Source organism: Pseudomonas sp. AKS31 (genome assembly GCF_023634765.1).
Taxonomy (GTDB): domain Bacteria; phylum Pseudomonadota; class Gammaproteobacteria; order Pseudomonadales; family Pseudomonadaceae; genus Aquipseudomonas.
The window spans coordinates 1,042,092-1,062,960 of the sequence record NZ_JAMLFX010000002.1 but is presented as its reverse complement, the minus strand read 5'-3'; the positions used below and the strand labels follow the sequence as shown (position 1 = coordinate 1,062,960).

At 56.4% G+C, this 20,869-nt stretch carries 23 protein-coding genes; 14 read left to right on the top strand and 9 right to left on the bottom strand.

Features of this window, described 5'->3' with window-relative positions:
- Nucleotides 1-22 precede the first annotated feature (22 nt).
- Nucleotides 23-316 (bottom strand): putative quinol monooxygenase, encoded by a 294-nt coding sequence (locus M9827_RS10645; protein WP_093437926.1) that lies wholly within the window; start codon nt 314-316, stop codon nt 23-25.
- A 123-nt stretch (nt 317-439) separates the two neighbouring features.
- Complete coding sequence (gene pdxR / locus M9827_RS10640) at nt 440-1,873, bottom strand: MocR-like pyridoxine biosynthesis transcription factor PdxR (RefSeq protein WP_250605400.1); 1,434 nt, start codon at nt 1,871-1,873, stop codon at nt 440-442.
- A gap of 314 nt (nt 1,874-2,187) precedes the next feature.
- On the opposite strand from pdxR, the gene M9827_RS10635 reads away from it, so the two are divergent.
- Complete coding sequence (locus tag M9827_RS10635) at nt 2,188-2,628, top strand: carboxymuconolactone decarboxylase family protein (RefSeq protein WP_122599514.1); 441 nt, start codon at nt 2,188-2,190, stop codon at nt 2,626-2,628.
- A gap of 100 nt (nt 2,629-2,728) precedes the next feature.
- Here M9827_RS10635 and M9827_RS10630 read toward each other — a convergent pair whose 3' ends face one another.
- Nucleotides 2,729-3,043: a hypothetical protein gene (locus tag M9827_RS10630; protein ID WP_250605399.1), complete on the bottom strand. Its 315-nt coding sequence runs from the start codon at nt 3,041-3,043 to the stop codon at nt 2,729-2,731.
- Nucleotides 3,044-3,250: 207 nt separating this feature from the next.
- Here M9827_RS10630 and M9827_RS10625 point away from each other — a divergent pair, with 207 nt between their 5' ends.
- The 3 genes from M9827_RS10625 to M9827_RS10615 are packed head-to-tail and all read left to right on the top strand — an operon-like array spanning nt 3,251 to nt 5,434.
- On the top strand, nt 3,251-3,916 hold the full coding sequence (locus tag M9827_RS10625; RefSeq protein ID WP_250605398.1) for a secretin and TonB N-terminal domain-containing protein: 666 nt from the start codon (nt 3,251-3,253) through the stop codon (nt 3,914-3,916).
- Nucleotides 3,913-4,464, top strand: coding sequence for an RNA polymerase sigma factor (locus M9827_RS10620; protein ID WP_064119825.1), 552 nt, complete (start codon nt 3,913-3,915; stop codon nt 4,462-4,464). Before M9827_RS10625 ends, M9827_RS10620 begins: the two co-directional genes overlap by 4 nt.
- A 31-nt stretch (nt 4,465-4,495) precedes the next feature.
- On the top strand, nt 4,496-5,434 hold the full coding sequence (locus M9827_RS10615) for a FecR family protein (protein WP_250605397.1): 939 nt from the start codon (nt 4,496-4,498) through the stop codon (nt 5,432-5,434).
- Nucleotides 5,435-6,112: 678 nt separating this feature from the next.
- Here the strand turns inward: M9827_RS10615 and M9827_RS10610 are convergent.
- Together M9827_RS10610 and gspH are read right to left on the bottom strand one after the other, a co-directional pair.
- Nucleotides 6,113-6,721, bottom strand: a complete 609-nt coding sequence (locus tag M9827_RS10610; protein WP_007913938.1) for a type II secretion system protein GspJ — start codon at nt 6,719-6,721, stop codon at nt 6,113-6,115.
- Nucleotides 6,718-7,164: a type II secretion system minor pseudopilin GspH gene (gene gspH, locus M9827_RS10605; protein WP_008087980.1), complete on the bottom strand. Its 447-nt coding sequence runs from the start codon at nt 7,162-7,164 to the stop codon at nt 6,718-6,720. The genes M9827_RS10610 and gspH overlap by 4 nt, the downstream gene beginning before the upstream one ends.
- A gap of 118 nt (nt 7,165-7,282) precedes the next feature.
- Between gspH and M9827_RS10600 the strand changes: the two genes are divergently transcribed.
- The 4 genes from M9827_RS10600 to M9827_RS10585 all read left to right on the top strand — a co-directional run bounded on the left by M9827_RS10600 (nt 7,283) and on the right by M9827_RS10585 (nt 10,904).
- The gene (locus M9827_RS10600) at nt 7,283-7,711 is read left to right on the top strand and encodes a type II secretion system protein N (RefSeq protein WP_250605396.1); all 429 of its coding nucleotides are present in this window, start codon (nt 7,283-7,285) and stop codon (nt 7,709-7,711) included.
- A gap of 638 nt (nt 7,712-8,349) precedes the next feature.
- The gene (locus tag M9827_RS10595) at nt 8,350-9,027 is read left to right on the top strand and encodes a GNAT family N-acetyltransferase (protein WP_250605395.1); all 678 of its coding nucleotides are present in this window, start codon (nt 8,350-8,352) and stop codon (nt 9,025-9,027) included.
- Nucleotides 9,020-9,844 carry an ImmA/IrrE family metallo-endopeptidase gene (locus M9827_RS10590; protein ID WP_250605394.1) on the top strand — a complete coding sequence of 275 codons (825 nt, stop codon included), beginning with the start codon at nt 9,020-9,022 and terminating at the stop codon, nt 9,842-9,844. The genes M9827_RS10595 and M9827_RS10590 overlap by 8 nt, the downstream gene beginning before the upstream one ends.
- A complete protein-coding gene (locus M9827_RS10585; RefSeq protein ID WP_250605393.1) occupies nt 9,837-10,904 on the top strand; it encodes a beta family protein in 1,068 nt (355 codons plus the stop codon). The genes M9827_RS10590 and M9827_RS10585 overlap by 8 nt, the downstream gene beginning before the upstream one ends.
- Here the strand turns inward: M9827_RS10585 and M9827_RS10580 are convergent.
- A complete protein-coding gene (locus tag M9827_RS10580) occupies nt 10,885-11,451 on the bottom strand; it encodes a sce7726 family protein (protein WP_250605392.1) in 567 nt (188 codons plus the stop codon). The genes M9827_RS10585 and M9827_RS10580 overlap by 20 nt on opposite strands.
- Before the next feature lie 776 nt (nt 11,452-12,227).
- Here M9827_RS10580 and M9827_RS10575 point away from each other — a divergent pair.
- Nucleotides 12,228-12,587, top strand: a complete 360-nt coding sequence (locus M9827_RS10575; protein ID WP_008087957.1) for a DUF6124 family protein — start codon at nt 12,228-12,230, stop codon at nt 12,585-12,587.
- A 157-nt stretch (nt 12,588-12,744) separates the two neighbouring features.
- Here the strand turns inward: M9827_RS10575 and M9827_RS10570 are convergent, their stop codons facing one another.
- From M9827_RS10570 to gspI, 3 genes are all read right to left on the bottom strand, one after another.
- Nucleotides 12,745-13,152 carry a hypothetical protein gene (locus M9827_RS10570; RefSeq protein WP_250605391.1) on the bottom strand — a complete coding sequence of 136 codons (408 nt, stop codon included), beginning with the start codon at nt 13,150-13,152 and terminating at the stop codon, nt 12,745-12,747.
- A gap of 216 nt (nt 13,153-13,368) precedes the next feature.
- Complete coding sequence (locus tag M9827_RS10565) at nt 13,369-14,613, bottom strand: HEPN domain-containing protein (RefSeq protein WP_250605390.1); 1,245 nt, start codon at nt 14,611-14,613, stop codon at nt 13,369-13,371.
- A 115-nt stretch (nt 14,614-14,728) separates the two neighbouring features.
- Nucleotides 14,729-15,103, bottom strand: a complete 375-nt coding sequence (gene gspI, locus M9827_RS10560; RefSeq protein WP_250605389.1) for a type II secretion system minor pseudopilin GspI — start codon at nt 15,101-15,103, stop codon at nt 14,729-14,731.
- A gap of 147 nt (nt 15,104-15,250) precedes the next feature.
- On the opposite strand from gspI, the gene gspG reads away from it, so the two are divergent.
- The 5 genes from gspG to gspD are packed head-to-tail and all read left to right on the top strand — an operon-like array spanning nt 15,251 to nt 20,759.
- Nucleotides 15,251-15,709, top strand: a complete 459-nt coding sequence (gene gspG, locus M9827_RS10555) for a type II secretion system major pseudopilin GspG (protein WP_038368790.1) — start codon at nt 15,251-15,253, stop codon at nt 15,707-15,709.
- 8 nt (nt 15,710-15,717) lie between these two features.
- Nucleotides 15,718-16,677, top strand: coding sequence for a type II secretion system minor pseudopilin GspK (gene gspK / locus M9827_RS10550; protein ID WP_250605388.1), 960 nt, complete (start codon nt 15,718-15,720; stop codon nt 16,675-16,677).
- Nucleotides 16,674-17,852 carry a type II secretion system protein GspL gene (gene gspL, locus M9827_RS10545; protein WP_250605387.1) on the top strand — a complete coding sequence of 393 codons (1,179 nt, stop codon included), beginning with the start codon at nt 16,674-16,676 and terminating at the stop codon, nt 17,850-17,852. Before gspK ends, gspL begins: the two co-directional genes overlap by 4 nt.
- The gene (gspM, locus tag M9827_RS10540) at nt 17,845-18,390 is read left to right on the top strand and encodes a type II secretion system protein GspM (RefSeq protein WP_250605386.1); all 546 of its coding nucleotides are present in this window, start codon (nt 17,845-17,847) and stop codon (nt 18,388-18,390) included. The genes gspL and gspM overlap by 8 nt, the downstream gene beginning before the upstream one ends.
- Nucleotides 18,387-20,759 carry a type II secretion system secretin GspD gene (gene gspD / locus M9827_RS10535; RefSeq protein ID WP_250605385.1) on the top strand — a complete coding sequence of 791 codons (2,373 nt, stop codon included), beginning with the start codon at nt 18,387-18,389 and terminating at the stop codon, nt 20,757-20,759. Before gspM ends, gspD begins: the two co-directional genes overlap by 4 nt.
- Nucleotides 20,760-20,869: the final 110 nt, after the last annotated feature.

The window sequence follows — 20,869 nt, the reverse complement described above, 5'->3', positions numbered from 1 at the left end:
CTGCGATCTTTTGATCTTGCTTCTAAACGATGGGGAAACTGTTGAAGTCGACGCTATTGGCCAACCGACTATCGATCAAGTCAATAAACCCCTGCGCCTCGGGCCGGTTGAAATGCGCCTGCATCGCCGCTTCCGACTGCCAGCGGGCACTGACCGTCCAGCGGTGGCCGTCCTCGGGGCAGCGGTCGACCAGGTAGGAATCGCAGCCCGGCGTTTCGCGCAGGGTTTCGACGATCTTCTGCAGTTGCCTGCCCAGTTCATCCGAGCGGCCGGCCGCAGCCTGCACCTGGACCGTATTGATCACTTCGTTGGACATTGCTCACACTCCTGAATCAGGCCGGACGAATCCTGCTCATTGAGGGATAACGCCTGTGCAGAATAGGCCTGCACCTGTCGATCACCAATAACCAATCGGCAGTTAATCGCCCAGACCAATCATTCAGGCAACTTGTTGCAGAATGTCGCGCAGCCGATCCAAGGCGATATCAATGTCGAGGGTTTCGATGGCGCCAAAGCCGAAGTACAGCCCGTTTTTCGGCGTTTGCTGGTAATAGAAACCGTTGATCGCATACAGGCCGACTTCGACCTTTTTCGCCAGTTCGATCACCAGCGGCAGGTCGATCGGCACCTTGCAGAACACCGTCATGTGGAACCCGGCACTTGGTGGCACCGCTTGCAGCCACGGCGAAAGATCGTCGGCCATGCGCGCCAGAATGCGTTCGCGGCGCTGCGCGTAAATGGTGTGGCAGCGGCGGATATGCTTGAGCAGGCAACCTTCGGCGATGAACTTGGCCAGCGCCCACTGCGGCAGGGTCGAGGCGTGCAGGTCGGTGAGTTGCTTGGCGCGGATCACCGCTTCGAGAATCGCTGGCGGCAGAATCGCATAACCCAGGCGCAGCTCCGGCAGCAGGGTTTTCGAGAAGGTGCCGACGTAGGCGACGATGCCGCGCTGGTCGAGGTTGAACAGCGAATCGGTGGGCCGGCCCTCGTAGCGAAATTCACTGTCATAGTCGTCTTCGATGATGATCGCGCCCAACTCATGGGCGCGAGCCAGCAAGGCTTCGCGGCGTGCGTGGCTCATCGGCATGCCCAGCGGGAACTGGTGCGACGGCGTGACATAGATGAGCCGCGTGCCATCAGGAATGTGTTCAACCTGGATGCCCTCGGCATCCACCGGAATCCCGACCACCTCGGCGCCATGTGTACCGAACAACAGGCGCGCGGGCGGATAACCGGGATCTTCCATCGCCACCCGGCTGCCGGGGCTGATCAGCACGCGGGTGATCAAATCCAGCGCCTGTTGCGCGCCGTTGCACACCACGATGTCTTCATCCTGACAGTTGATCCCCCGGGAAAAAGCGATGTGCCGGGCAATCGCATTGCGCAGCGCCGGCAAGCCCTCGGGCAGGCTGTAGAAACCCTTGGACTGCGTCATCTGCCGCAACGCGTGGGAGACGCAGCGGCGCCAGTCATCCTGCGGGAACTGACCCTTGCTGGTGGCGCCACCGATAAAGTCATAACGCAACGAACCTTCCAGCGTCGGGTGACGCAGAAACACCGGCAGATTGCGCCAACGCTCGATCACCTCGGCGCCGGCCAGTTCGCTGTGGCTTTGTTTGCGCTGGATCTGCGCCGGACGTGCGTTGACGTAGGTGCCTTTGCCAATCACCCCGGAGAGGAAGTTTTCGTAGGTCAGTTGCGCGTAGGTGTCGGAAATGGTCTTGCGCGAGATGCCCAGTTGCTCGGCGAGCAGGCGGCTCGGGGGCAGTTGCGTGCCCGCCGCCAGACGTCCGGATTCGATGGCGCCGCGCAGCTGTTGGTACAACTGACCGGCCAGATCCTTGCGGCCGTTGATCACGACGTGAAGTTCCATACCGACGAGGCTCCCGAGGCTGTTTGACGTGCCCGCCAGATTACCGCTGTTGTTTGATTGGCAATAGTTGCCTACCCGAAAAACCCCAAATTGGCCCCAATCCCTGTAGGCGCTGCCGAAGGCTGCGATCTTTTGATCTGGCTTTTGTTTATAAAAACCAAAGTCAAAAGATCGCAGCCTTCGGCAGCTCCTACAGGGGGATTTATGTTTGGCAGGGGGGCAGTGGTGTAGCGGTTTTCCGTGCAATTGGGGCTGTAATGCATCGCTGTCGGGGTTTACGGTGAAGTCATTATTCCGTCTACAGAGACCTGCCCATGTCCCCGCGCCTGGATTACTACAACGCTTCGCCCAAAGCGATGAAAGCGATGATTGCCATGGAGGCGCTGACCGCCAACCTCAGTATCGAGCAGCCGCTGCTGCAACTGATCCGCATCCGTGCCTCACAGCTCAATGGCTGCGCATTCTGCACCGACATGCACTCGGTGGACGCGCGACGGGCTGGGGAGAGTGATCGACGTTTGTATGCGATTGCGGTGTGGCGCGACAGCAACTTCTTCAACCCGCGCGAACGTGCGGCGCTGGCCTGGGCGGAGGCGGTGACGCTTTTAGCGGAGAGCCGTGTGCCTGATGACGTTTATGAGCAAGCGCGCGAGCAATTCAGCGAAGGCGAACTGGTCGACCTGACCATGGCCGTGACCACCATCAACAGCTGGAATCGCCTTGCGGTGAGCTTCCGCCAAACCCCAAGCGATTGAAGATCAAAAGATCGCAGCCTTCGGCAGCTCCTGCAGGGAAACGCTCAAAATCCCATGTAGGAGCTGCCGAAGGCTGCGATCTTTTGATTTTGACGTTGCCCTAATTCGGCGGACGTTGCGGTTTCACCGAGGTGCCAAAGGTATTGCCCATCCGCGTGCTGGTCGCCGCCGGGGTCGCGAGGCCAACCTGATTCGGCGGCCGCTTATTCACCGGTACATTCAGCGCCTCCTGATTCTTTTCCGCCGCCGCCGCGCCTTCCGGGTTGTTGCCCATCTGCTGGCTCAAACAGTCGTAATTCGGCGCCCTGTAGCCGCCGACTGTCACCTCGACACAGCCCAAGGGTTCCTCGGCATAAGCGCCCGACAGCGCCATCAACAACAGCCCGCCAAGGCTGAATCGCCACAGTGTATTCATGCTCGCCTCCTGGCCGGCCCGGAAGGGCCGCGCTATGGCTTGAGTCTAGTGCAAGCCTTGCGCAATTCCCGTGATGGTTTTTTTGCACCGCCCGTCACACCAGATTCATAAACAGCCCTCAGGATGACGATTTCCAAGGATTCGTCAGCCGTGCAGCGAGGCAGTTCCAGGGACGGTTTTCAGCGTTCAACGAGGCTTGTACGCCGGATGTGTCTGGGGTGGCTGCTTGGCTGTGCGGCGGGCCACGCGATGGCCGATGCGATGCCGGCGGACCTGCGCATGACGCTGCACATTCCGGCACAGGATCTGGCGCACGCGCTGGACCAGTACAGCCACGCCACTGGCGTTGCGGTGCTGGTCGACAGCCAGTTGAGTCGCGGTCGTCGCTCGCTGGCGGTGGACGGTGAATACACCGCCGCCGATGCCCTGCGTCGATTGCTCGGCGGCAGTGGTTTGATGGCGCGTTATGCCCGCGACGATGCGTTTACCTTGCAAGTGGCGCAGGTCGAAGACGTGCCGGCGCCGCCACAAAAACAGACGCCCGAGAGCGTCGCGGTCAACCGCAGTTACGCCACGGCGGTGCAGGCGGCGATCGAGCGCAACCTGTGTCGCTCGCCGCTGACCCGTCCGGGCAGTTATCGCGCGGTGTTGCAGGTCTGGGTCGGCCGCGATGGCGTGGTGCAACACAACCGGTTGGTCACCTCGACCGGCGATGTACGGCGCGACAACGCGTTGGTGGAGAGCTTTCGCAATCTCAGGATCGACCGGCCGACGCCCAGTGCCTTGCGTCAGCCGGTCACGTTGCTGTTGTTACCGGAGTCGTCAGGGAAACGCATGGAATGCACCAAATGGGAAGGAGTTTCCGGGGGATGAAAGACACCGGACAAGGTTCGATGGTCCAACTGTTCCTGACGTCCTACGAGGACTTTCGGGTGCGCCTGCGCAGGCGTCTCGGTTCGGAAGATCTGGCCAACGACGTGCTGCACGAAACCTACCTGCGGGTCGACCGCATGGAGACGCCGCCGAATGTCCTGCGGCCCAATGCCTACCTCTATCGCATGGCCCTGAACATCGCCGCCGACCGCCGCCAGGCCGATGCGCGCCTGCTCACCGGCGAGGAAGTCGAGGAGCTGCTGCAAATCGGCGACGAAGCCCTCGATCCGGCGCGGGTGGTGGGTGGGCAAAAGGAAATCCAGTCGCTGCTCAGCGCCCTCTACGAACTGCCCGCACGGCGTCGCCGAATCTTCATCGCGGCGCGTCTGGAAGAGGCGCCGCACCTGGAGATTTCCCAGCGCTTCGGCATTTCCACGCGCATGGTCGAGAAGGAAATCAAAGCCGCGTTGGGCTTCTGCGCCGCGAAACTGGAAAGAAAAGTGTTTCAGCGGTTCGGTCGCGGGGCCGGAAAACCGTCTTCTGAATAGTGCCCGATCAATTCGTTGAGAATCTGCGCGTTTGAACATCTTTCGACTGACACCTGCCGAGCCCTCGGCGGCCGACAATCTGCACAGCGAAGCCCGCGACTGGCTGGTCTTGCTGACCTCCGGCCGCGCCACCGTGGCCGACGCCCGCGCCCTGCGCGAATGGTGCGCGCAGAGCGCCGAGCATGCCCGTGCGTTCGAAGAGGCCAAGCGGTTGTGGCAGCAGCTGCAACCGGCCATGGAGCAAATGCAGGCGCCACGGCGTTTCGGTCGCCGTGCCTTTCTCGGTGGGGCGATTGCCGCATCGGCGGCATTTTTGCTGGTGCGCGGGACGATTCCTGGTGGTTTTGAAGGGCTGGGCGCTGACTACATCACTGAGGTCGGTCAGCAGCGTCGTTTCGAACCGGCGCAGGGTGTGAGCCTGGAGCTGAACACGCAGACGCGGATCAATCAGCGTGCAGTGTCTGACGGTGTGCAGGGGTTTGAGCTGGTCAGTGGTGAAGTTGAGGTGCAGACGGCACGGTTGCCGCTGGCGATGCAGGCTGGGGGAGGGTGGTTGCGGGCCAGTCAGGGGCGTTTCAACTTGCGTAACACTGATCAGCAAGTTTGCGTGACTTGCCTTGATGGTGCGGTTGAAGTGGATGTTGAGGGTCGTAGCCTGCGTCTTGAACCGGGGCAGCAGGTGACCTATGACGCGCGGCAGGTTGGCAGTGTGCAGAGTGTCGACACGGCGGCGGTGATGAATTGGCGTCAGCAGGTGCTGGTGTTTAACGGCGCTACGCTGAGCCAGATGATTGATGAGATCAATCGGTATCGGCCGGGGATGTTGCTGTTGCTTAATCGTGAGCTTGGGCAGCGGCGGGTGCAGGCGCGTTTCAGCCTTGATCAACTTGCTGGCGTTGCATTGCTGATTCGTGACGCTTATGGCGTTAAGTGCACCGAGTTGCCGGGTGGTGTCGTTGTTTTGAGCTAGTGGGTTTGATTGGGTACATATCCGTTGCTGCGGTTATGGCTGCTTAGGGTTCCGCCCTTACGGCGGGTCACCTTTTCCAAACGCCGAAAAGGTAACCCAAAAGGCTTGCTCCTGCGTGCGGCCCGCTCGCTGAGGCTCGGGGTTCCTTCGCTGCGGGATCCATCCGGGCGCATCGCCTACGGTTTGCTTCGCTGCACCTCCTCTCGATGCATTTGGCTGCGCCAAACGGTCGCTGCGCTCCCACCCCCGGATGAATCCCTCCACTCAGCCTTCCGACGTCGCCCGTGGATCAAGATCAAAAGCTTTCGGCGAGCTGACACTCGGCCATTGAGTGGGGCGGCTTCGCCGCATGCTGTGCTCGCGAGTCGAAATTTTGGGAGCTGGCCTGCCAGCGATGGCGGCCTGTCAGCGGACCAATACTACCGGCTGCACTCAGTCTTTGTGGGAGCTGGCTTGCCAGCGATGGCGACCAACCAGACAACCAACCCCTGACTGACTTCACCCAATTCCTGTGGGAGCTGGCTTGCCAGCGATGACGGCCTGCCAGCCAACCACCCCCAACTGACTGCACCCAATCCCAATGTAGGAGCTGCCGGAGGCTGCGATCTTTTGATCTTCAAAGTCAAAAGATCGCAGCCTTCGGCAGCTCCTACACGGATATCCACATTGCAGCCAGTATCACTCCAGCGGTCCAATCACCTGCCGATACTTCTCCACCCCCTGCGCCGTTCCCCGACTCAACCGAATCTCCAACCCCAACGGATCCTCCCGCCGATTCCCGCTCAACTGCCGCCACCCCTTATCCACCTCCCAAACCCGCACCTGCACATCACTGACATCACTCAAAACAGCAACCCCATTCCCAGGCGCCGGCAACGGATACCGACTCCGCGCCTCAGCCACCGCCCGATACAACGTGTCGCCCTTGACCCACCAGCGCACCCGCTGCAAAGCCCCAGGCTGATCCGCCGCCGTGCGAATGATGTCCAGACGAAAACCCTTACTGTCGCTACTGCGCACAGTCAGAGCGGGCGGGGCGCTCGGCGGCTCATCATCCACGCCAACCTTCTTCGGCTCGGTCAACTCAATCCCCGCCCGCATCTCCACATCCCGCTGCAACTGATTCAGCGCCCGCAACAAACCGTCACTCTGCTCACTGCTCGCCTGCAAATGACTGTCCGCCCGCGTCACACTGTCCAGCCCCCGCCAGGCAATCAAACTCACCACCGCCATCAACAAAATCGCGACCATCACCTCAATCAGCGTAAACCCTTGTTGGCGCTTCATTGCAGGCTGATCCTTCCACTGCCATCACGCAGCACACTCAAGCGATTCAACCCATCCGACAACGTCAGTTGCAGCGGCGGATTGATCCACTCAGCGTTCAGCACAACCCTCTGTTTCGGCTCCACCCGCACCTCCATCTTCGGACTCTGCCAGGCACGCGGCCGCAACTGCGGGTCCTGCGCGAAATGATCAAACCCCTTGCCACTGTCACTGCGCCGACTAAAGCGAAACCCCTTGGCATCACTCACCCACACAATCGGCCGGCCATCCGCGCGGGCTTCCGCCTGCGCCACCTGCAGCAACTGCGCCACACGCTCGGCATCCTTGCGCAGCAACTGCAACGGATCGGGCTTGATACTCAAGCTGATCGCCGCACTGGCGATGCCGATGATCACCAGCACCACCATCAACTCGATCAGCGTAAAACCCTGTTGCCTGTTCATCGCGCGCGCTCCTTTGCGTCCTGCGCCATCGTGCACGGCCAACATGTAAGGCGTGTGAAATAAAACGGAGAGAATTGCCGCGTAGGCTGACAGCAGGGATAAAAAGGAGATTCAACCCATGACCTTCACCGCACGCGTTTCCCCACCCCAAATGGCCCAGGCCCTCGCGCTGCTCGCCGCGCTGGTCGGCGTGGCGACGTGGTCGTCGCTGCTGCTGACCTCCGCCGAATCCCACACCCCGGCAGCGGCCCCGCAATTGCTGGCCGCGCGCAGTGATAGCCCGGCGTTGCAGTGGTTTTCCAATCAAACGGCGCCGATGGACATCAAGGTGAGCGGGGTGATGGCGGGGAGTCGGGGGGCGGTGGCGATACTGAGCTTGAACGATGGGCCGCCGAGGAGTTTTTTGCAGGGGGAGAAGGTGGGGCCTGGGGTGAAGTTGGTGGCGGTGGAGGGGGATGGGGTGGTGATTGAGCAGGGTGGGGAGAGGGTAAGGTTGGGGGTGGAGAGGTTGGTGGAGGGGGTGGTGTTGCCTAGGTTGACTAGATAGAAATTGCAGAATTGAAGTGATTTTGCTTCGTCGTTTTAACTGGGGAAGACCTTACTAGAACACCGCTTTAAGCTCTCCGGCACTCAGAAAGAAACTGACTAAAATAATCGTTCGTGGGTGTCGAAGAGCAGGTGCCTTCTGTTGTCAATGCTTTGTGATCTCAACCGCAAATTTACTAAGCCGCGACCTTTCAAGCGATTTTTCAAAAGTGATTATTTAGTCATAAACCTCCGAGTTTTCTCACGTCCCTCGAGCCGCTTTTGCTTGGCAGCGTGGTCGCAAAAAGCGACCTGTTCCAATCTGTGTGCGCATAGCAGGGGCTCCTGTGTGAGAAGAAAAAAACCGCACGTCTGCAAATTGCGTGAGGGCGTAGACATTCGCTTCAACAAGGCAATACTATAATGCCATTACGGTGACAAATTTCGGTATATTTTGGTTGATTGAAAGTGAAGGATAGGAAATGGATTTCGTACTTTTTTCTCGCTGTACACACTCACTGTTCTCCCGACGCGCAGATTGGCATTTTCAAGCTGACACGAGCGTAGTCGTGATCAAATCCGACCATGGTGGAAACTAGGTGCCAGTTTAGAGCCCCAATTTTTCCTTAAAAACTTCATGATTTTTAAGTGTGGTGTTATATGGATATAAACAGGATTAAATCTCTTATCGCTTCATCCCCTCCTGCCTCCGCTTTGTTTACAGGTGTTAAAACCAATACGACCGGCAAAAGCATATCTTTTCAACTTTTGCATGGTTGGGATATTGCGTTGGCCAGTAAGTGTGATAAGGAATGGACCGCGAAAAATATTGAAATACTCCATTGTATAAAGAGTTCTGCGACATGCGAGGCGGAGCTTTTGCAAAAAATATCGGAATTACAGATGGAGGACGCTCACTGGCGATGGACGGCTAAAGCTATCCATCATAGTGCACAGGAGTATAATTGGTTTTTTTACTTGGCCGAGGATGCTGTTCAGGCTGCCTGCCTCATATATCACCCCAAGGACAGTATAATTGATGGTCAAGGGATCTTTTATATAGAGTATGTCGCGGTTGCACCATGGAATAGACCTAATCCGCTGAGTACTGCACGTTTTAAAGGTGTGGGATCTGATCTTATTAAATATGCGTCTAAATTTGCCACTGAAACCTTAGGCTTACGTCCAGGGTTTTCGTTGCATGCAGTGCCAAAAGCAGCCGCTTACTACAATAAAATCGGTATGACGTGTTTTCCAGAAAGAAAAAAAGAAAGCCTTGATTATTTCGAGATGGCTAAAGAAGCCGCTCAAAAATTCGGAGCTGCTGCTCATGGATGATAAAGATGAGTTCGAAGATTTTTTCGTCTCAACGTCTGACTGCTCTCCTGAAAGTCTTTTGGGTGCGCTTAAAGCCTACAACGAGATCGTAGATAAACTGGGCTCTGATGACCCCCTTATTTTTAAAGATTTACTTTCTGGGGTTGCGAGTAGTGCTCTTTTTCGTCGAAGTGGGACAGATAAAGAGACTGAAGTTTTTTTATGGCTTTCTCAGGTGCAGCGCTACGCTGAGATCGTGATTTCTAACGGGAAAGTTCAGAAGTTTAATGGTCTGTCCCGAGAGTCGCTAAAGGAGATCGCTAGATATTCTCTGGATGTGGAAAATATAACGAATATATCCAGTCTGCTTTGGCAATATGGTGTTGTACTTATCTATTTGCCACAGTCTGCCGGAATGAAGACTGACGGGGTTTTCTTTAAGCTCCCATGTGGAGCTCCGATAGTCGGTATGACACTGCGATATGATAGATATGATTATTTTTGGTTTACACTAATGCATGAGCTTGCTCATGTCTCAATTCATTATGATCAACTGGAAGAACCTCACTTTGATTGTCTCGAAGATGTCGGTGAAAATCTTATTGAACTCGAGGCGAACCAGCTAGCTAAAGAAACATTTATCAGTCGTAGCGATTGGCGATCTGCCTCTGTAAGGAGGCATCACAGTGCGCAGGATCTATTTAAGGATGCGGAGAAGCTGTCTATACACCCTGCAATCTTGGCAGGCTTCGTGAGGCATGATTTAGGGAATTATACTCTCTTCAATACTATTATTCATGAGATTAGCGTCAGAAGGATGATCAGCGCAAATGCATAAGTACATGCCGTTTCTTAAAGCTAAGGCCAATGAGTTTGGGGCGATTAAGTCTCTTAGCAAGGAAAGAAAAAAACTCGTGATTCCTTTTTTCGATCTTCCTATGAAAAAGGATATGGATGCCTCGACTTTAAAGCAAAGTATGGAGAAAGTCTCTCGAAAATTCTGCTTGAATATGAAGGGCGTACCTGAGTATTTTGTAGACGACTACGATATTCCAAACTCAATCCTCATCGGAGGGCGTCCGAGCTATGAATATTTTGCAGCATGCATGTTTGCTCAGGATCTTTGTTTTAATCCAGTTGTTGGTATAGATCGCACAACTGATCGAAATGCTTGTGTATTCACGCCTGCAATTACTGAAGTTGTAAAAAGTAGACGAATTGCTCTGCGTGTCTCAGGTGAAGATCTCATTAGCTACAATTTAATTCGATCAGATATTTTGCGTCTCTTAGCGATGGGGGATGGGATTTATGATAGATGGGTACTTGTCATAGATAATAGGGTCTGCAAGGGTGTTGATGCGATGGCTCGTTCTTTACAGATAAAAGCTTTTTGTACGGCGGCTCTTGCTGATTACGCATATGAATCAATTGTGATTACAGGTTCTACACTTCCTCCTGCGGCGGGTGATGTACTTTCAACTAATAGTGAAATACATTTGGTTCGCAACGAAATTGCTATCTATAACAATGCTATTTCAGCCTTTTCTGGTCGTCATGTGATTTTTGGTGATTATACTGTTGTAAGTCCTGATTACTCGGACTCTGATATTGATCCGCGTAATATGCTCAACGTGACTGCGCCTAAAGTGGTCTACTCCTACGAGGGCAAACACTATATTGTGCGCGGCGGTGGCATTAAGACGCATAAAAGAGGTTTCAAGCAATATAATGATATTGCTTCAATTATCATAGCAAAGCCTTTTTTTCGACACGGCAACTCTGCAGGGGATTTGTATTTGGTTGAAAAAGCAGCTGGGCTGGGATCGACGGTGATGCCTGGCAGTATTTTAAAACCTACAATCAACTCTCATATATCTTTCATGCTTGATCTTTTATAAGGCTTCTAAGTACAAGGGCTTTGCCTATTGTCAGGCTGAGCTCTTGTGCTCCGAAGGCCCGAGAAATCAGAGAGGATAAAGAGTCCCTATTTGTTTTGCTCTGAACTTTTTCTTCTAGTTCGAGTGCGATATCAAGCAGTTCGTTTCGCCATAGGGTTAACAACGCTATCTGCTTGTTAAATGCTGCACTCTTCTTGACTTGTCGTACTGATTTAAAAACAATTCTATTTGATGAGTTGCATTTCGCCTCAAGAATGCCCCAATGACTTGGGGCGATTTTAATGGCTTTTACTATGTGCTTTGAAGTGGTCACTAAGGTGACTTTTCGAAAAGCAAGATCGTAATATAAGCCTTGCTGAGCAATTCTTTCGATTTTGTCACCATCACCTTTGATCTCATAACAATGAGCTTCACTATGGATGGCGACTACGTCAGCAATAGCGTTGCCATTATGAACCCGCAATTCTTCAATAAGTGCTTTAGGCTTAGGGTGAGCGTTCCTTAGCCGAGTCAATAATGCAGCGCGGATTAATGAGTCATTTAACATGTTTGTTAGATGCTCCCATAAATTCTAAACTCAATTAAAAAAAACAAGTACAATATCCAATTCCCGTGTCGCGTGTAACGGTTAACCTCAAATGCTGCTCTAAGGTGCCGTTTGGTGGTAATTAACAGTTTGATCAATCCGCGCGACTTCATATATATGGCACAGACACCTCAGGCCGTGCTAGGTCGATTGTATCATTGACATCAAAAAATCGCTTCAGTGTCGCTAATGGAATCTCAGGTTCTGCGGCCGACAGGTCATCCCGGTGCTTTCTCGAGGTCTCAGCATTTTGGCGCAAAAAAAAGCCTAGTCATGAGCTAGTCAAGTCATGAAGTCGACTTGGAAAAGTGATCGCGTGTTTTTCCTGTGAATAAAGGGGACGGATCTATTTTGTTGAACGTGACGGAATGAAGCCTCGATAAACGCCAACGTTTAAAAAGACATCTCCAGTCACTCTCTGAGGCTACATATCCTTGCGCCTTTGCCTACAGCTACGCCAGAATCCGCCGGCTTGTGCGCTTTGTACCTGGTCTTTATCGTCTACGTGTCGCTGGCAACCCAGCGACCGGGTTTAGCGACCTGACCAGGTATAAGTACAACGACGCTCCAGTTTGTCGCAGACGTTTGCGACGACGATACGGTGGCTGTGCGTGGGAGACCTTCGGGTCTGCCGGGTCTTATACCTCTCGGTTCGCTAACCCGCGTACAGCTGCCACCCTTACTTGTTTAGCGACAGGTGTTGGTGGTTCCACCAGGTATAAATTTGGAGCTTCACCATGATCAAACCAACACCCAACCCGCCCGAAACCGCCTCGGTTTCCCCCTACGAATCCATCGATTCCAAAAAACTCCACGAAGCCGCCGACCGCGCGCTCGACCATTACCTCTGCCCACCCGGCTCCACGCCGCCTCCACGTAAAAACCGTGGGATGTACGCCGTGACGGCGGACAACAAAACCGAAGAACTGCTGGTCGATGCCAGTGCAACACTCGCTTCGGCCAAAACCATCGCCCAGAACGTCTCCAGCCTGTTGCCGGCATCGCAGCGCCATGCGCTGGCGGGGATTGCGCAGTTGATCATGCTCGGGGAGCTGGCTGTGAATCGGGCGTTGGATAATTTGCAGTTGCCGGAGTGATGCGGGTGTCGGGATCACCTGCTGATTGATCAGGTGTGAACTCTGGCGCCTTCGCGAGCAGGCTCGCTCCCACAGGGTTTTGTGCTGATTGCAGATGTTGTGTACGACGCTGACACCTGTGGGAGCAGTTGATTATTACCGTGCCATTTTCGTGTGGTTATTGAGGCGCTTCAGGACATTCGCGGGTCCATCGCGTCACCGTCATGTCATTGAACTGCTCTCCGATGGTATCGACGCGTAGGCAAGTTCCTTTCTTCGCGTAGTACAAGATGCAGCGCGAGCTATCAAACGAGCAGGTATCCAGTTCGAAGAACTTGCGTGTAGCCAGCTCCTTCTCCACACCACTGTATTCATAACCATCGCTGGTATGCATCCGCGTCGGCTTCCATCCTTGTTTGACTAGCTTGGACTTGGCCGCCACCAGAAGCTCACCGACGCCGATGCCTGCTGGCCCTCGCTGGTCGTTTGGCGCCTGTGAGGCATCGGCAAACGTTGCGCTGATACCCATGCAATAAAGTGTGGCGAGTATGAGAATCGAAATCTTCATTTGACTAAAAAATGGCACGGCTCTATTTACTTGAAAAAAATCCAACCCAAAGGTAGGTCTGCCAGCTGTTTGATAAGCCTTAATACCGACACGGTGCGCTATTGGAAGGTTATTTACTTGGCTGAAGGAGCATCGCCGCCAGAAAGCGCTTCTGTAAGCTTGCACAAGAATTTTGGCATTTGTCGCGTTGGCTTGCTGGCGGCGTTGTTCCTGACATCCATTTTTGTAAAAAGGTTAGGCTGTTGCATCTTGTTGCTGTGAGAGTGAAGGCAAGTGCACTGGGTCGGAGGTAAATTTCACAAGTGCTCTATCAACGGGAGGTAAGAATGAAGATTCTTTATGTATAGCTCGTTTGAGGATTGCATCCCCAAACTCCAGAAGTTTTTCACCAGTATCATCGAGCCTGTTTTTCACACCATGAACGATTTTCGAACGAAGTGTGTAGAGGTCTTTAAAGTCATTTATGATTCTGGTCCGTGCCTCATGGCTGTCAGCAAGTAAGAAAGCGCAACGATCAGAGAGCGATTTCGTCAGTCCCGTCGTGCAATCGTCGTCACCGAATATGGATTCCAGACCTATACAAACCTTAACCAGGCGCATGGCGGGTGAGGGGTCGGCCAATGAGTCGAGTCTCCATTCGCTTGCCGAGCGAATGGCTTTGGCGGCATCAATTTGGGCAAGTGCTATCTGCAAGTAAGACTGAAGAGGGATCGCGTAATCGCGAACTGACGGCTGCCGGGTGTAGCCTGCCGTAATCTTTTTTATCAGGGCACACAAGTCTTGCGGTAAATCTATTGAAAACTTCTTCTTGATCGTATGCTCTGCTTCATATTGGTGCACATATATGAGCGGGCGCAATTCTTTGAAGCTGCCCCACATGTCTAGTTTGTTTTTGAAGCGAAATACATCCATGGACAGGGCGCGTTCGACGAAATTTTTGACATTACCTTGAGCTTTCGTCACCGCTTCAGCCTGTGCCAAACTGCCATCTGGTGAAATGTAACCCTGCGTCAATGTGGAGAAAAACAAAGCTTTGTCTTCTTCACCTTCCCTCAAGCCCAATGTTGATTTTACGTCTGCAACGTTGAGGGTAGTAAATAAAGTGCTATTTGCGAGCTGCATGTTGAAACGTTGAGCTGAGTAGCCAAGATCAAACTCGAAGAAAACCCTGTAATCATAGGGAACTCCTTCGATCGCGCGGAATACTCTTTCCGAGGCTTCTGCAATATCTATACGCTCTGAAAGCATGCCTCCTTTTCGCTCAAGGATAGCCGGGTAGATTTCGTTTAAAGTATCTAGCAGTAAGGCACGTGCCGAGCTACTGTCCAACCATTCGCTTTTTTGCTTTTTGACTGCGGCTTCAAGTCCCTCTGGCGGCTGACTCCATCCCGTTCCCAATTCGGTTTCAGAAGGGAGAACAATGCTTTCTAACCAATGCTTTATTTGCTTTTTCATTGCGGCTGCCGCTTGCGGGTGCATTACACATCCACTCAAGATTTGTTGTATGGGGCAGTGACAATATGACCTTGGCGATTCTCATGCAAGGGCATAGCGCCTTCAAACAAGATCAAAAAATCGCTGCCTTCGGCAAGTCCTACAGTGGGCGGTTTAGCAGCGTTTCTAGGCGCGCGAGTGGTGGAGCATCCTGGTTGCGGTCAAATACCTGAATCCCAACCTTGAGCAATCGACCATTCTCTGCCGCTGCGATTACCTGTTCACAACGCAGCAATAGCCGCCCGTGATCACAATCCAGTGCTTTCATCCCCACCAGCAACTTTCCTTCCAACCGCAACTCCGCCATCCGACTCTGCGCCGCAATCATCGCCACCGACCGATCCCTCAAAACCCCGCTGCTCTGCGTCATCAACCCCGCCACCCGCACAGCCGCCGACATCGCCACGGCAATAATCGCCAGCGCCACCAGCACTTCAATCAACGTGAAACCCTCTTCCCGCAAACGCGCACGCATAAACGGCCCAAAGCCAAAACCCAGCCCTCGACGCTAACCCGCGTGCTTGACGGCTTGACGACGAAAACACCCGAGGATTTTCAACATCACTGACATATCTTCTTGCAACACTGCGCGTCGAATCGAATCAAGCCAGGGTATGTCGAGATGGATATCGCACCTTTCAAATCGCTTCAGCAACCGATGCGCACGCCGCGTGGGCAGCAGGGTTTTACCCTGATCGAGATTATGGTGGTCGTGGTGATTTTGGGGATTCTCGCGGCGATGGTGGTGCCCAAGGTGCTTGATCGGCCGGATCAGGCGCGGGCGACGGCGGCGAAGCAGGATATTGGTGGGTTGATGCAGGCATTGAAGTTGTATCGCCTCGACCACGGCACTTATCCGAGCATGAACCAAGGGCTGAAGGTGTTGGTGGAGCGGCCGGCGGATGCGAAGAACAGCAATTGGCGCTCGTACCTGGAGCGCTTGCCGAACGATCCGTGGGGTCGTCCTTATCAATATCTCAACCCCGGTGCCAATGGCGAGATCGACATCTTTTCCCTCGGTGCCGACGGTCAGCCTGACGGCGACGGCGTGAATGCCGATATCGGTTCCTGGCAGTTGTAAGGCCGGCCATGAACAGCCGCTCGCCTGAGGGGGCGAAGCAACAGGGCATGGCGATTATCAGCGCGTTGTTGATTGCGGCCGTGGTGGCGGTGATTGCGGCGGGCATGTTGACGCGCCAGAGCGTGTCGACCCGGGCGCTGGAGGCGGATCAGCAGCGTGTGCAGGGCCGTTGGCTGGTGCAGGGCGGGTTGGAGATCAGCCGTCAGTTGCTCTGGGATGCAAGTCAGCGCGACCCGTTGACCCGGCTCGATCAGCCGTGGGCGCAGCGGCTCTCCGCGCAAGGTTTTGAAGGACGACTGGAGGACGAGCAGGGCAAGTTCAACCTGCGCAATCTGGTCGCCAACGAGCGGGTTGATGAGGCACAGGTGGCGGCGTTTCAGCGCTTGTGCGAGTTGATCGGGGTCAGTGCCGGGTTGAGTCAGCGCATCAGTCAGCGGGTGATTGCTTCGTACCCGCGACTGCTGAATGCGCAGATGGCCGAGGCGCCGAAAAGTGGTTTCGACAGCGGTCGCGCCACCTCGCCCAACGCTTCACGCAAACCGCAGAACCCGACGTTGCCGATGCTGCGCAGCATCGATGATTTGCGCAGTGTCGACGGCGTGAGTGAGGCGGTGATGGGCAAACTCGCGCCGTACCTGACGGTGATTCCGGCGACCACTTGGCTCAACGGCAACACCGCCACCGCGCCGGTCTTGGCTGCGTATGTGCCGGGTCTGTCGCTGGAGCGCGCGAATGCGCTGATCGCTGAGCGCGATGCCGGGCATTGGTTTATCAACCGTGGCGATTTTGTTAACCGCTTGCGCATGCCGCAACTGGAGCTGACCAGCGTCAAGGTCGGCATCACCAGTGACTGGTTTCGCCTGCGCGGGCAGGCGCGGCGCGATCAGCGGCGGGTCAGTCTTGAAGCGTTGTTGCATCGCAGCCAGGACCGCTTGCCGCAAGTGATCTGGTCGCGGGTGGGTGTATGAGCCAGTTGAAGATTGCGTTGCCGCCCTTGGCGGAACTGGATCTGCACAGTGAATTGCACTGCGCCTGGCTGGATCGTCAGGGCCAGGTCACGCGGGAAGAACGCCGCAGTCTGAGCCAGTTGAGTCAGCAGGCGAAACTGCCGCCGCTGGTGTGTTTTCTGCACCCGGCTGACAGCCTGTTGGCGAGTCTCGATTTGCCGCCGCTGCCTGCGAACAAGATTGTCGCGGCGGTGCAGTGTGCGGCGCAGGCCTTGATGCTGGGCGACAGCAGCGAGATGCACATCGCGCACAGTTCGCGGGACGAGGCTGGGCAAGTGCAGATCGCCTGGGCGCCTCGGCAACAGTTGTTGGATTTTGGCCAGTTGCTGAAAAGCGCTGGGCTGAACCTGCGCGGTCTCTACCCGGCGCCGTACCGTTTGCCGGTGCTGCCCGGCACCGTCGCGTGCGTGCAGGACGGGCATTTGTTGCTGCGCGACAGTGTGCAAGCGGCGCGGGTGCAGCCGTTGTTCGATGACGGCCTCGGCAGTGTCGTGTGGGAGCCGGGCAGCACGTTGCACTGGATCGGCGATCAACCGCCGTCGGGCGCTGAACTGCCGATGGCGGATGCGCAGCGCTGGACCGGGCCGCTACCGGGGTGGGGACTGCATGGCGCAGTGCAACAGCAACACACCGAACATCGCGGCTGGGGCAGGGCGATCGCCCTCTCAGCGTTGGCCGTGGCCGTTTGGGTCATTGGTTTGAATCTGTATGCCGCCCGTGAGGCGAGTCAGGGCCAGCAGCTGAAAACCCAGATGAACCTGCGGGTAAAACACGCCTTCCCTGAGCTGCCGGTGATCCTCAACCCGTTGCAACAGGCCCGCCAGCAATTGGCGGCACGGCAGAAAGGTGCGGCGGATGATCCGGCGCAGACGTTCAATCGTCTGGTGTTGCAGGCCGGCAGCGGCATGCCGTCGATGGCCGGCAGTGTCGAGCGGCTGACGTTTGTCGACGGTGCCTTGCAACTGAGTCTGCTCAGCGATGCCCGTCGTGGCGGCAATGATGCGGAGTGGCAAAGCACGTTGGCGCAGGCCGGCATCAGCGTCACTGCCGACGACGAGGGCTGGACCTTGCGTCCGGCCACTGAGGCCACCCCAAGCGAGAGCGATGACAGCGGCGGAGCAGAAGAAGATGAATAAGGCTTCGTTCGCGGTTTACCGCGCCAAGTGGCAACGCGTTCGCGCTCAGCTGCAGGCGCGTTGGCAGCCGTTGGCACTGCGCGAAAAACGCATGGTCGCTGGCATGGCCATAGCGCTGATCGGCTTGCTGCTGTGGGTCGCGCTGATCCAGCCGCCGCTGAAGAAAATCGCTTATTGGCAAACCGAGACGCCAAAGCTGCGTGCGCAGACCGAAGCGCTGGAAGTGCTGCTGCGCGAAGTCAGCGTGCGCCCGGACGGCCAAAGCGTGGCGCAGTCGCTGGAGCGGACCCTGCAGGCCAGTGGTTTGGCTGGGCATTACCAATTACAGGAGGCACAGGGCACCTGGCAGTTGACCTTCGATGCCGCACCGGCCGACGCCGTGCTCGACTGGCTGTTGAGCAACCCGGCACAACTTTCTCTGCAAGTGGTCGAGGCCCGTTTGCAACGCGCAGACAACCCCTCGACCGAAGTCACCGCCGGCACTTTGTCAGGCACCGTTCGCATGGATCAGGCGCTGGGCGCTAAGGAAGCTTCATGAAGGGGTCAGGATCCAAACCGGCACGTCTGGCGTTGCCGATGCTGCTGATGGCGTTGAGCGCGTGCAGCAACACCAGCACGCCGCAGAATCAGCCGCCGTTGCTGGTCGACAGTGAACTGGGCCGGCCGCTGGCCAACACACAGCGCAGCGGCGACGCGGTGCTCGACCGCGAGCGCGCGCAGGCGCAGGCGCGACCTGTGCCGAAGCAATTGCACAACATCACCAAGAGTGCGCGCAGCGGCGCGGCGGCGTCGGGCATTGCCTTGCCGAGCAACCCTTTGGGTGATCAACCGGTGACGCTGAATTTTGTCGACGCGGATATTCAAGCGGTGGTGCGCGCGTTGTCGCGTTCCACCGGGCAGCAGTTTCTCGTCGACCCTCGGGTGAAGGGCACGTTGACGCTGGTCTCGGAAGGTCAGGTGCCGGCGCGGCAGGCTTACGACATGTTGCTGGCGGCGTTGCGCATGCAGGGTTTTAGCGTGGTCGATGTTGGCGGTGTGGCGCAGGTGGTGCCGGAGGCGGATGCGAAGTTGCTTGGCGGGCCGATTTACAGCGCCGACAAACCGGCGGGCAACGGCATGCTCACGCGCACATTTCGTCTGCAATACGAAAACGCGGTGAACCTGATTCCGGTGCTGCGGCCGATCGTTTCGCCGAATAACCCGATCAACGCCTATCCGGGCAATAACACCATCGTCATCACCGATTACGCCGAGAACCTGACCCGCGTTGCGCAGTTGATCGCGAGCATTGATTCACCGAGTGCGATCGACACTGATGTGGTGCAGATCCAGAACGGCATTGCCGCTGACATTGCGCCGATGGTCGCGGATCTGCTCGATGCGCCGGGTAATGATCCGACGCAGAAAATTGCGGTGATTGGTGATCCGCGTTCCAACACCATCATCATTCGCGCCGGCAGCCCGGAGCGTACGGAACTGGCGCGCAACCTGATCTACAAACTCGACAATGCGCAGAGCAATCCGAGCAATCTGCATGTGGTTTATCTGCGCAACGCGCAAGCGGCGAAACTGGCGCAGGCCTTGCGCGGTTTGCTCACCGGCGAGAGTGACAGCGGCACCAGCGACAGTGCGCGTTCGGTGCTCAGCGCCATGGGTGCAAGTACTGGCGGCAGCGCTGGGCAGAACGGCCAGAGCGGCACGCAAACCAGCGGCAGCACGTCGACCACTAACAGCAGCGGCAGCACGGGCGGCAGTTACGCCCAGGGCAGCAGTGGCAGCGCAACCGGCAGCGGCGGTGCGCAAAACAGCGAGCAGAACGTCGCCTTCAGTGCCGGCGGCGTGACCATTCAGGCCGATGCCACCACCAACACCTTGCTGATTTCCGCGCCGGAGCCGTTGTACCGCAACCTGCGCGAGGTGATCGATCTGCTCGACCAGCGCCGTGCGCAAGTGGTGATCGAGAGCCTGATCGTCGAAGTCGGCGAGGACGATGCCAGTGAATTCGGTGTGCAGTGGCAGACCGGCAATCTGGGTGGCAAAGGCGTGATCGGTGGCGCGAACCTGGGTGGTTCGGGGATCAACACCAACGGCAAGACCAGCATCGATGTGTTGCCGCAGGGTTTGAACCTGGGCTATGTCAACGGCACCGTGGACATTCCCGGGATCGGCAAGATTCTTGACCTGAAAGTGCTGGCCCGGGCGTTGAAGAGCAAGGGCGGTACCAACGTGCTGTCGACGCCGAATCTGCTGACGCTGGACAACGAAGCGGCGAGTATTTTTGTCGGCCAGACCATTCCGTTTGTCAGCGGCAGTTACGTGACTGGCGGTGGCGGCACCAGCAACAACCCGTTCCAGACCGTGACCCGCGAAGAGGTCGGTTTGAAGCTCAATGTGCGTCCGCAGATTTCCGAGGGCGGCACGGTCAAGCTCGATATCTATCAGGAAGTCAGCAGCATTGATGAGCGGGCTTCGGCCAGTGCCAATTCGGCGGGGATTGTCACCAATAAACGGGCGATCGACACCAGTATCCTGCTCGATGACGGGCAGATCATGGTCCTTGGCGGTTTGCTGCAGGATGGCTATAGCCAGAGCAATGACGCGGTGCCATGGCTGGGCAGCCTGCCGGGGATCGGCGCGCTGTTTCGCAACGAACGCCGGGCGATCACCAAGACCAACCTGATGGTGTTTCTGCGCCCGTACATCATCCGCGACAGCGAAGCGGGGCGCAGCATCACGCTGAATCGCTACGACTTCATGCGCCGCGCCCAGGGTGGTTTGCAGCCGGAACGCAGCTGGGCGATGCCGGACATGCAGGCGCCGCAGTTGCCGACGGCGGCGCAAGGGGTGCCGGCGGTGTTACCGAGCTCCGGCCCACGCGCAACCATCAAAGCGGTGCCCATCCAATGACGCCGACATCGCCCCTTGATCTGGAAAACGGACCTGTAGGAGCTGCCGAAGGCTGCGATCTTTTGATCTTGCTCTTCGACGGACCCAAACGACCAAAGATCAAAAGATCG

Coding starts and splice junctions, on each gene's coding strand:
- M9827_RS10630 (WP_250605399.1), bottom strand. CDS start 3,043: ATGAATACACTGTGGCGATTCAGCCTTGGCGGGCTGTTGTTGATGGCG.
- M9827_RS10565 (WP_250605390.1), bottom strand. CDS start 14,613: ATGCACCCGCAAGCGGCAGCCGCAATGAAAAAGCAAATAAAGCATTGG.
- pdxR (WP_250605400.1), bottom strand. CDS start 1,873: ATGGAACTTCACGTCGTGATCAACGGCCGCAAGGATCTGGCCGGTCAG.
- gspK (WP_250605388.1), top strand. CDS start 15,718: ATGAACAGCCGCTCGCCTGAGGGGGCGAAGCAACAGGGCATGGCGATT.
- gspG (WP_038368790.1), top strand. CDS start 15,251: ATGGATATCGCACCTTTCAAATCGCTTCAGCAACCGATGCGCACGCCG.
- M9827_RS10635 (WP_122599514.1), top strand. CDS start 2,188: ATGTCCCCGCGCCTGGATTACTACAACGCTTCGCCCAAAGCGATGAAA.
- M9827_RS10595 (WP_250605395.1), top strand. CDS start 8,350: ATGGATATAAACAGGATTAAATCTCTTATCGCTTCATCCCCTCCTGCC.
- gspM (WP_250605386.1), top strand. CDS start 17,845: ATGAATAAGGCTTCGTTCGCGGTTTACCGCGCCAAGTGGCAACGCGTT.
- gspI (WP_250605389.1), bottom strand. CDS start 15,103: ATGCGTGCGCGTTTGCGGGAAGAGGGTTTCACGTTGATTGAAGTGCTG.
- gspL (WP_250605387.1), top strand. CDS start 16,674: ATGAGCCAGTTGAAGATTGCGTTGCCGCCCTTGGCGGAACTGGATCTG.
- gspH (WP_008087980.1), bottom strand. CDS start 7,164: ATGAACAGGCAACAGGGTTTTACGCTGATCGAGTTGATGGTGGTGCTG.
- gspD (WP_250605385.1), top strand. CDS start 18,387: ATGAAGGGGTCAGGATCCAAACCGGCACGTCTGGCGTTGCCGATGCTG.
- M9827_RS10590 (WP_250605394.1), top strand. CDS start 9,020: ATGGATGATAAAGATGAGTTCGAAGATTTTTTCGTCTCAACGTCTGAC.
- M9827_RS10610 (WP_007913938.1), bottom strand. CDS start 6,721: ATGAAGCGCCAACAAGGGTTTACGCTGATTGAGGTGATGGTCGCGATT.
- M9827_RS10585 (WP_250605393.1), top strand. CDS start 9,837: ATGCATAAGTACATGCCGTTTCTTAAAGCTAAGGCCAATGAGTTTGGG.
- M9827_RS10620 (WP_064119825.1), top strand. CDS start 3,913: ATGAAAGACACCGGACAAGGTTCGATGGTCCAACTGTTCCTGACGTCC.
- M9827_RS10600 (WP_250605396.1), top strand. CDS start 7,283: ATGACCTTCACCGCACGCGTTTCCCCACCCCAAATGGCCCAGGCCCTC.
- M9827_RS10575 (WP_008087957.1), top strand. CDS start 12,228: ATGATCAAACCAACACCCAACCCGCCCGAAACCGCCTCGGTTTCCCCC.
- M9827_RS10645 (WP_093437926.1), bottom strand. CDS start 316: ATGTCCAACGAAGTGATCAATACGGTCCAGGTGCAGGCTGCGGCCGGC.
- M9827_RS10580 (WP_250605392.1), bottom strand. CDS start 11,451: ATGTTAAATGACTCATTAATCCGCGCTGCATTATTGACTCGGCTAAGG.
- M9827_RS10625 (WP_250605398.1), top strand. CDS start 3,251: ATGTGTCTGGGGTGGCTGCTTGGCTGTGCGGCGGGCCACGCGATGGCC.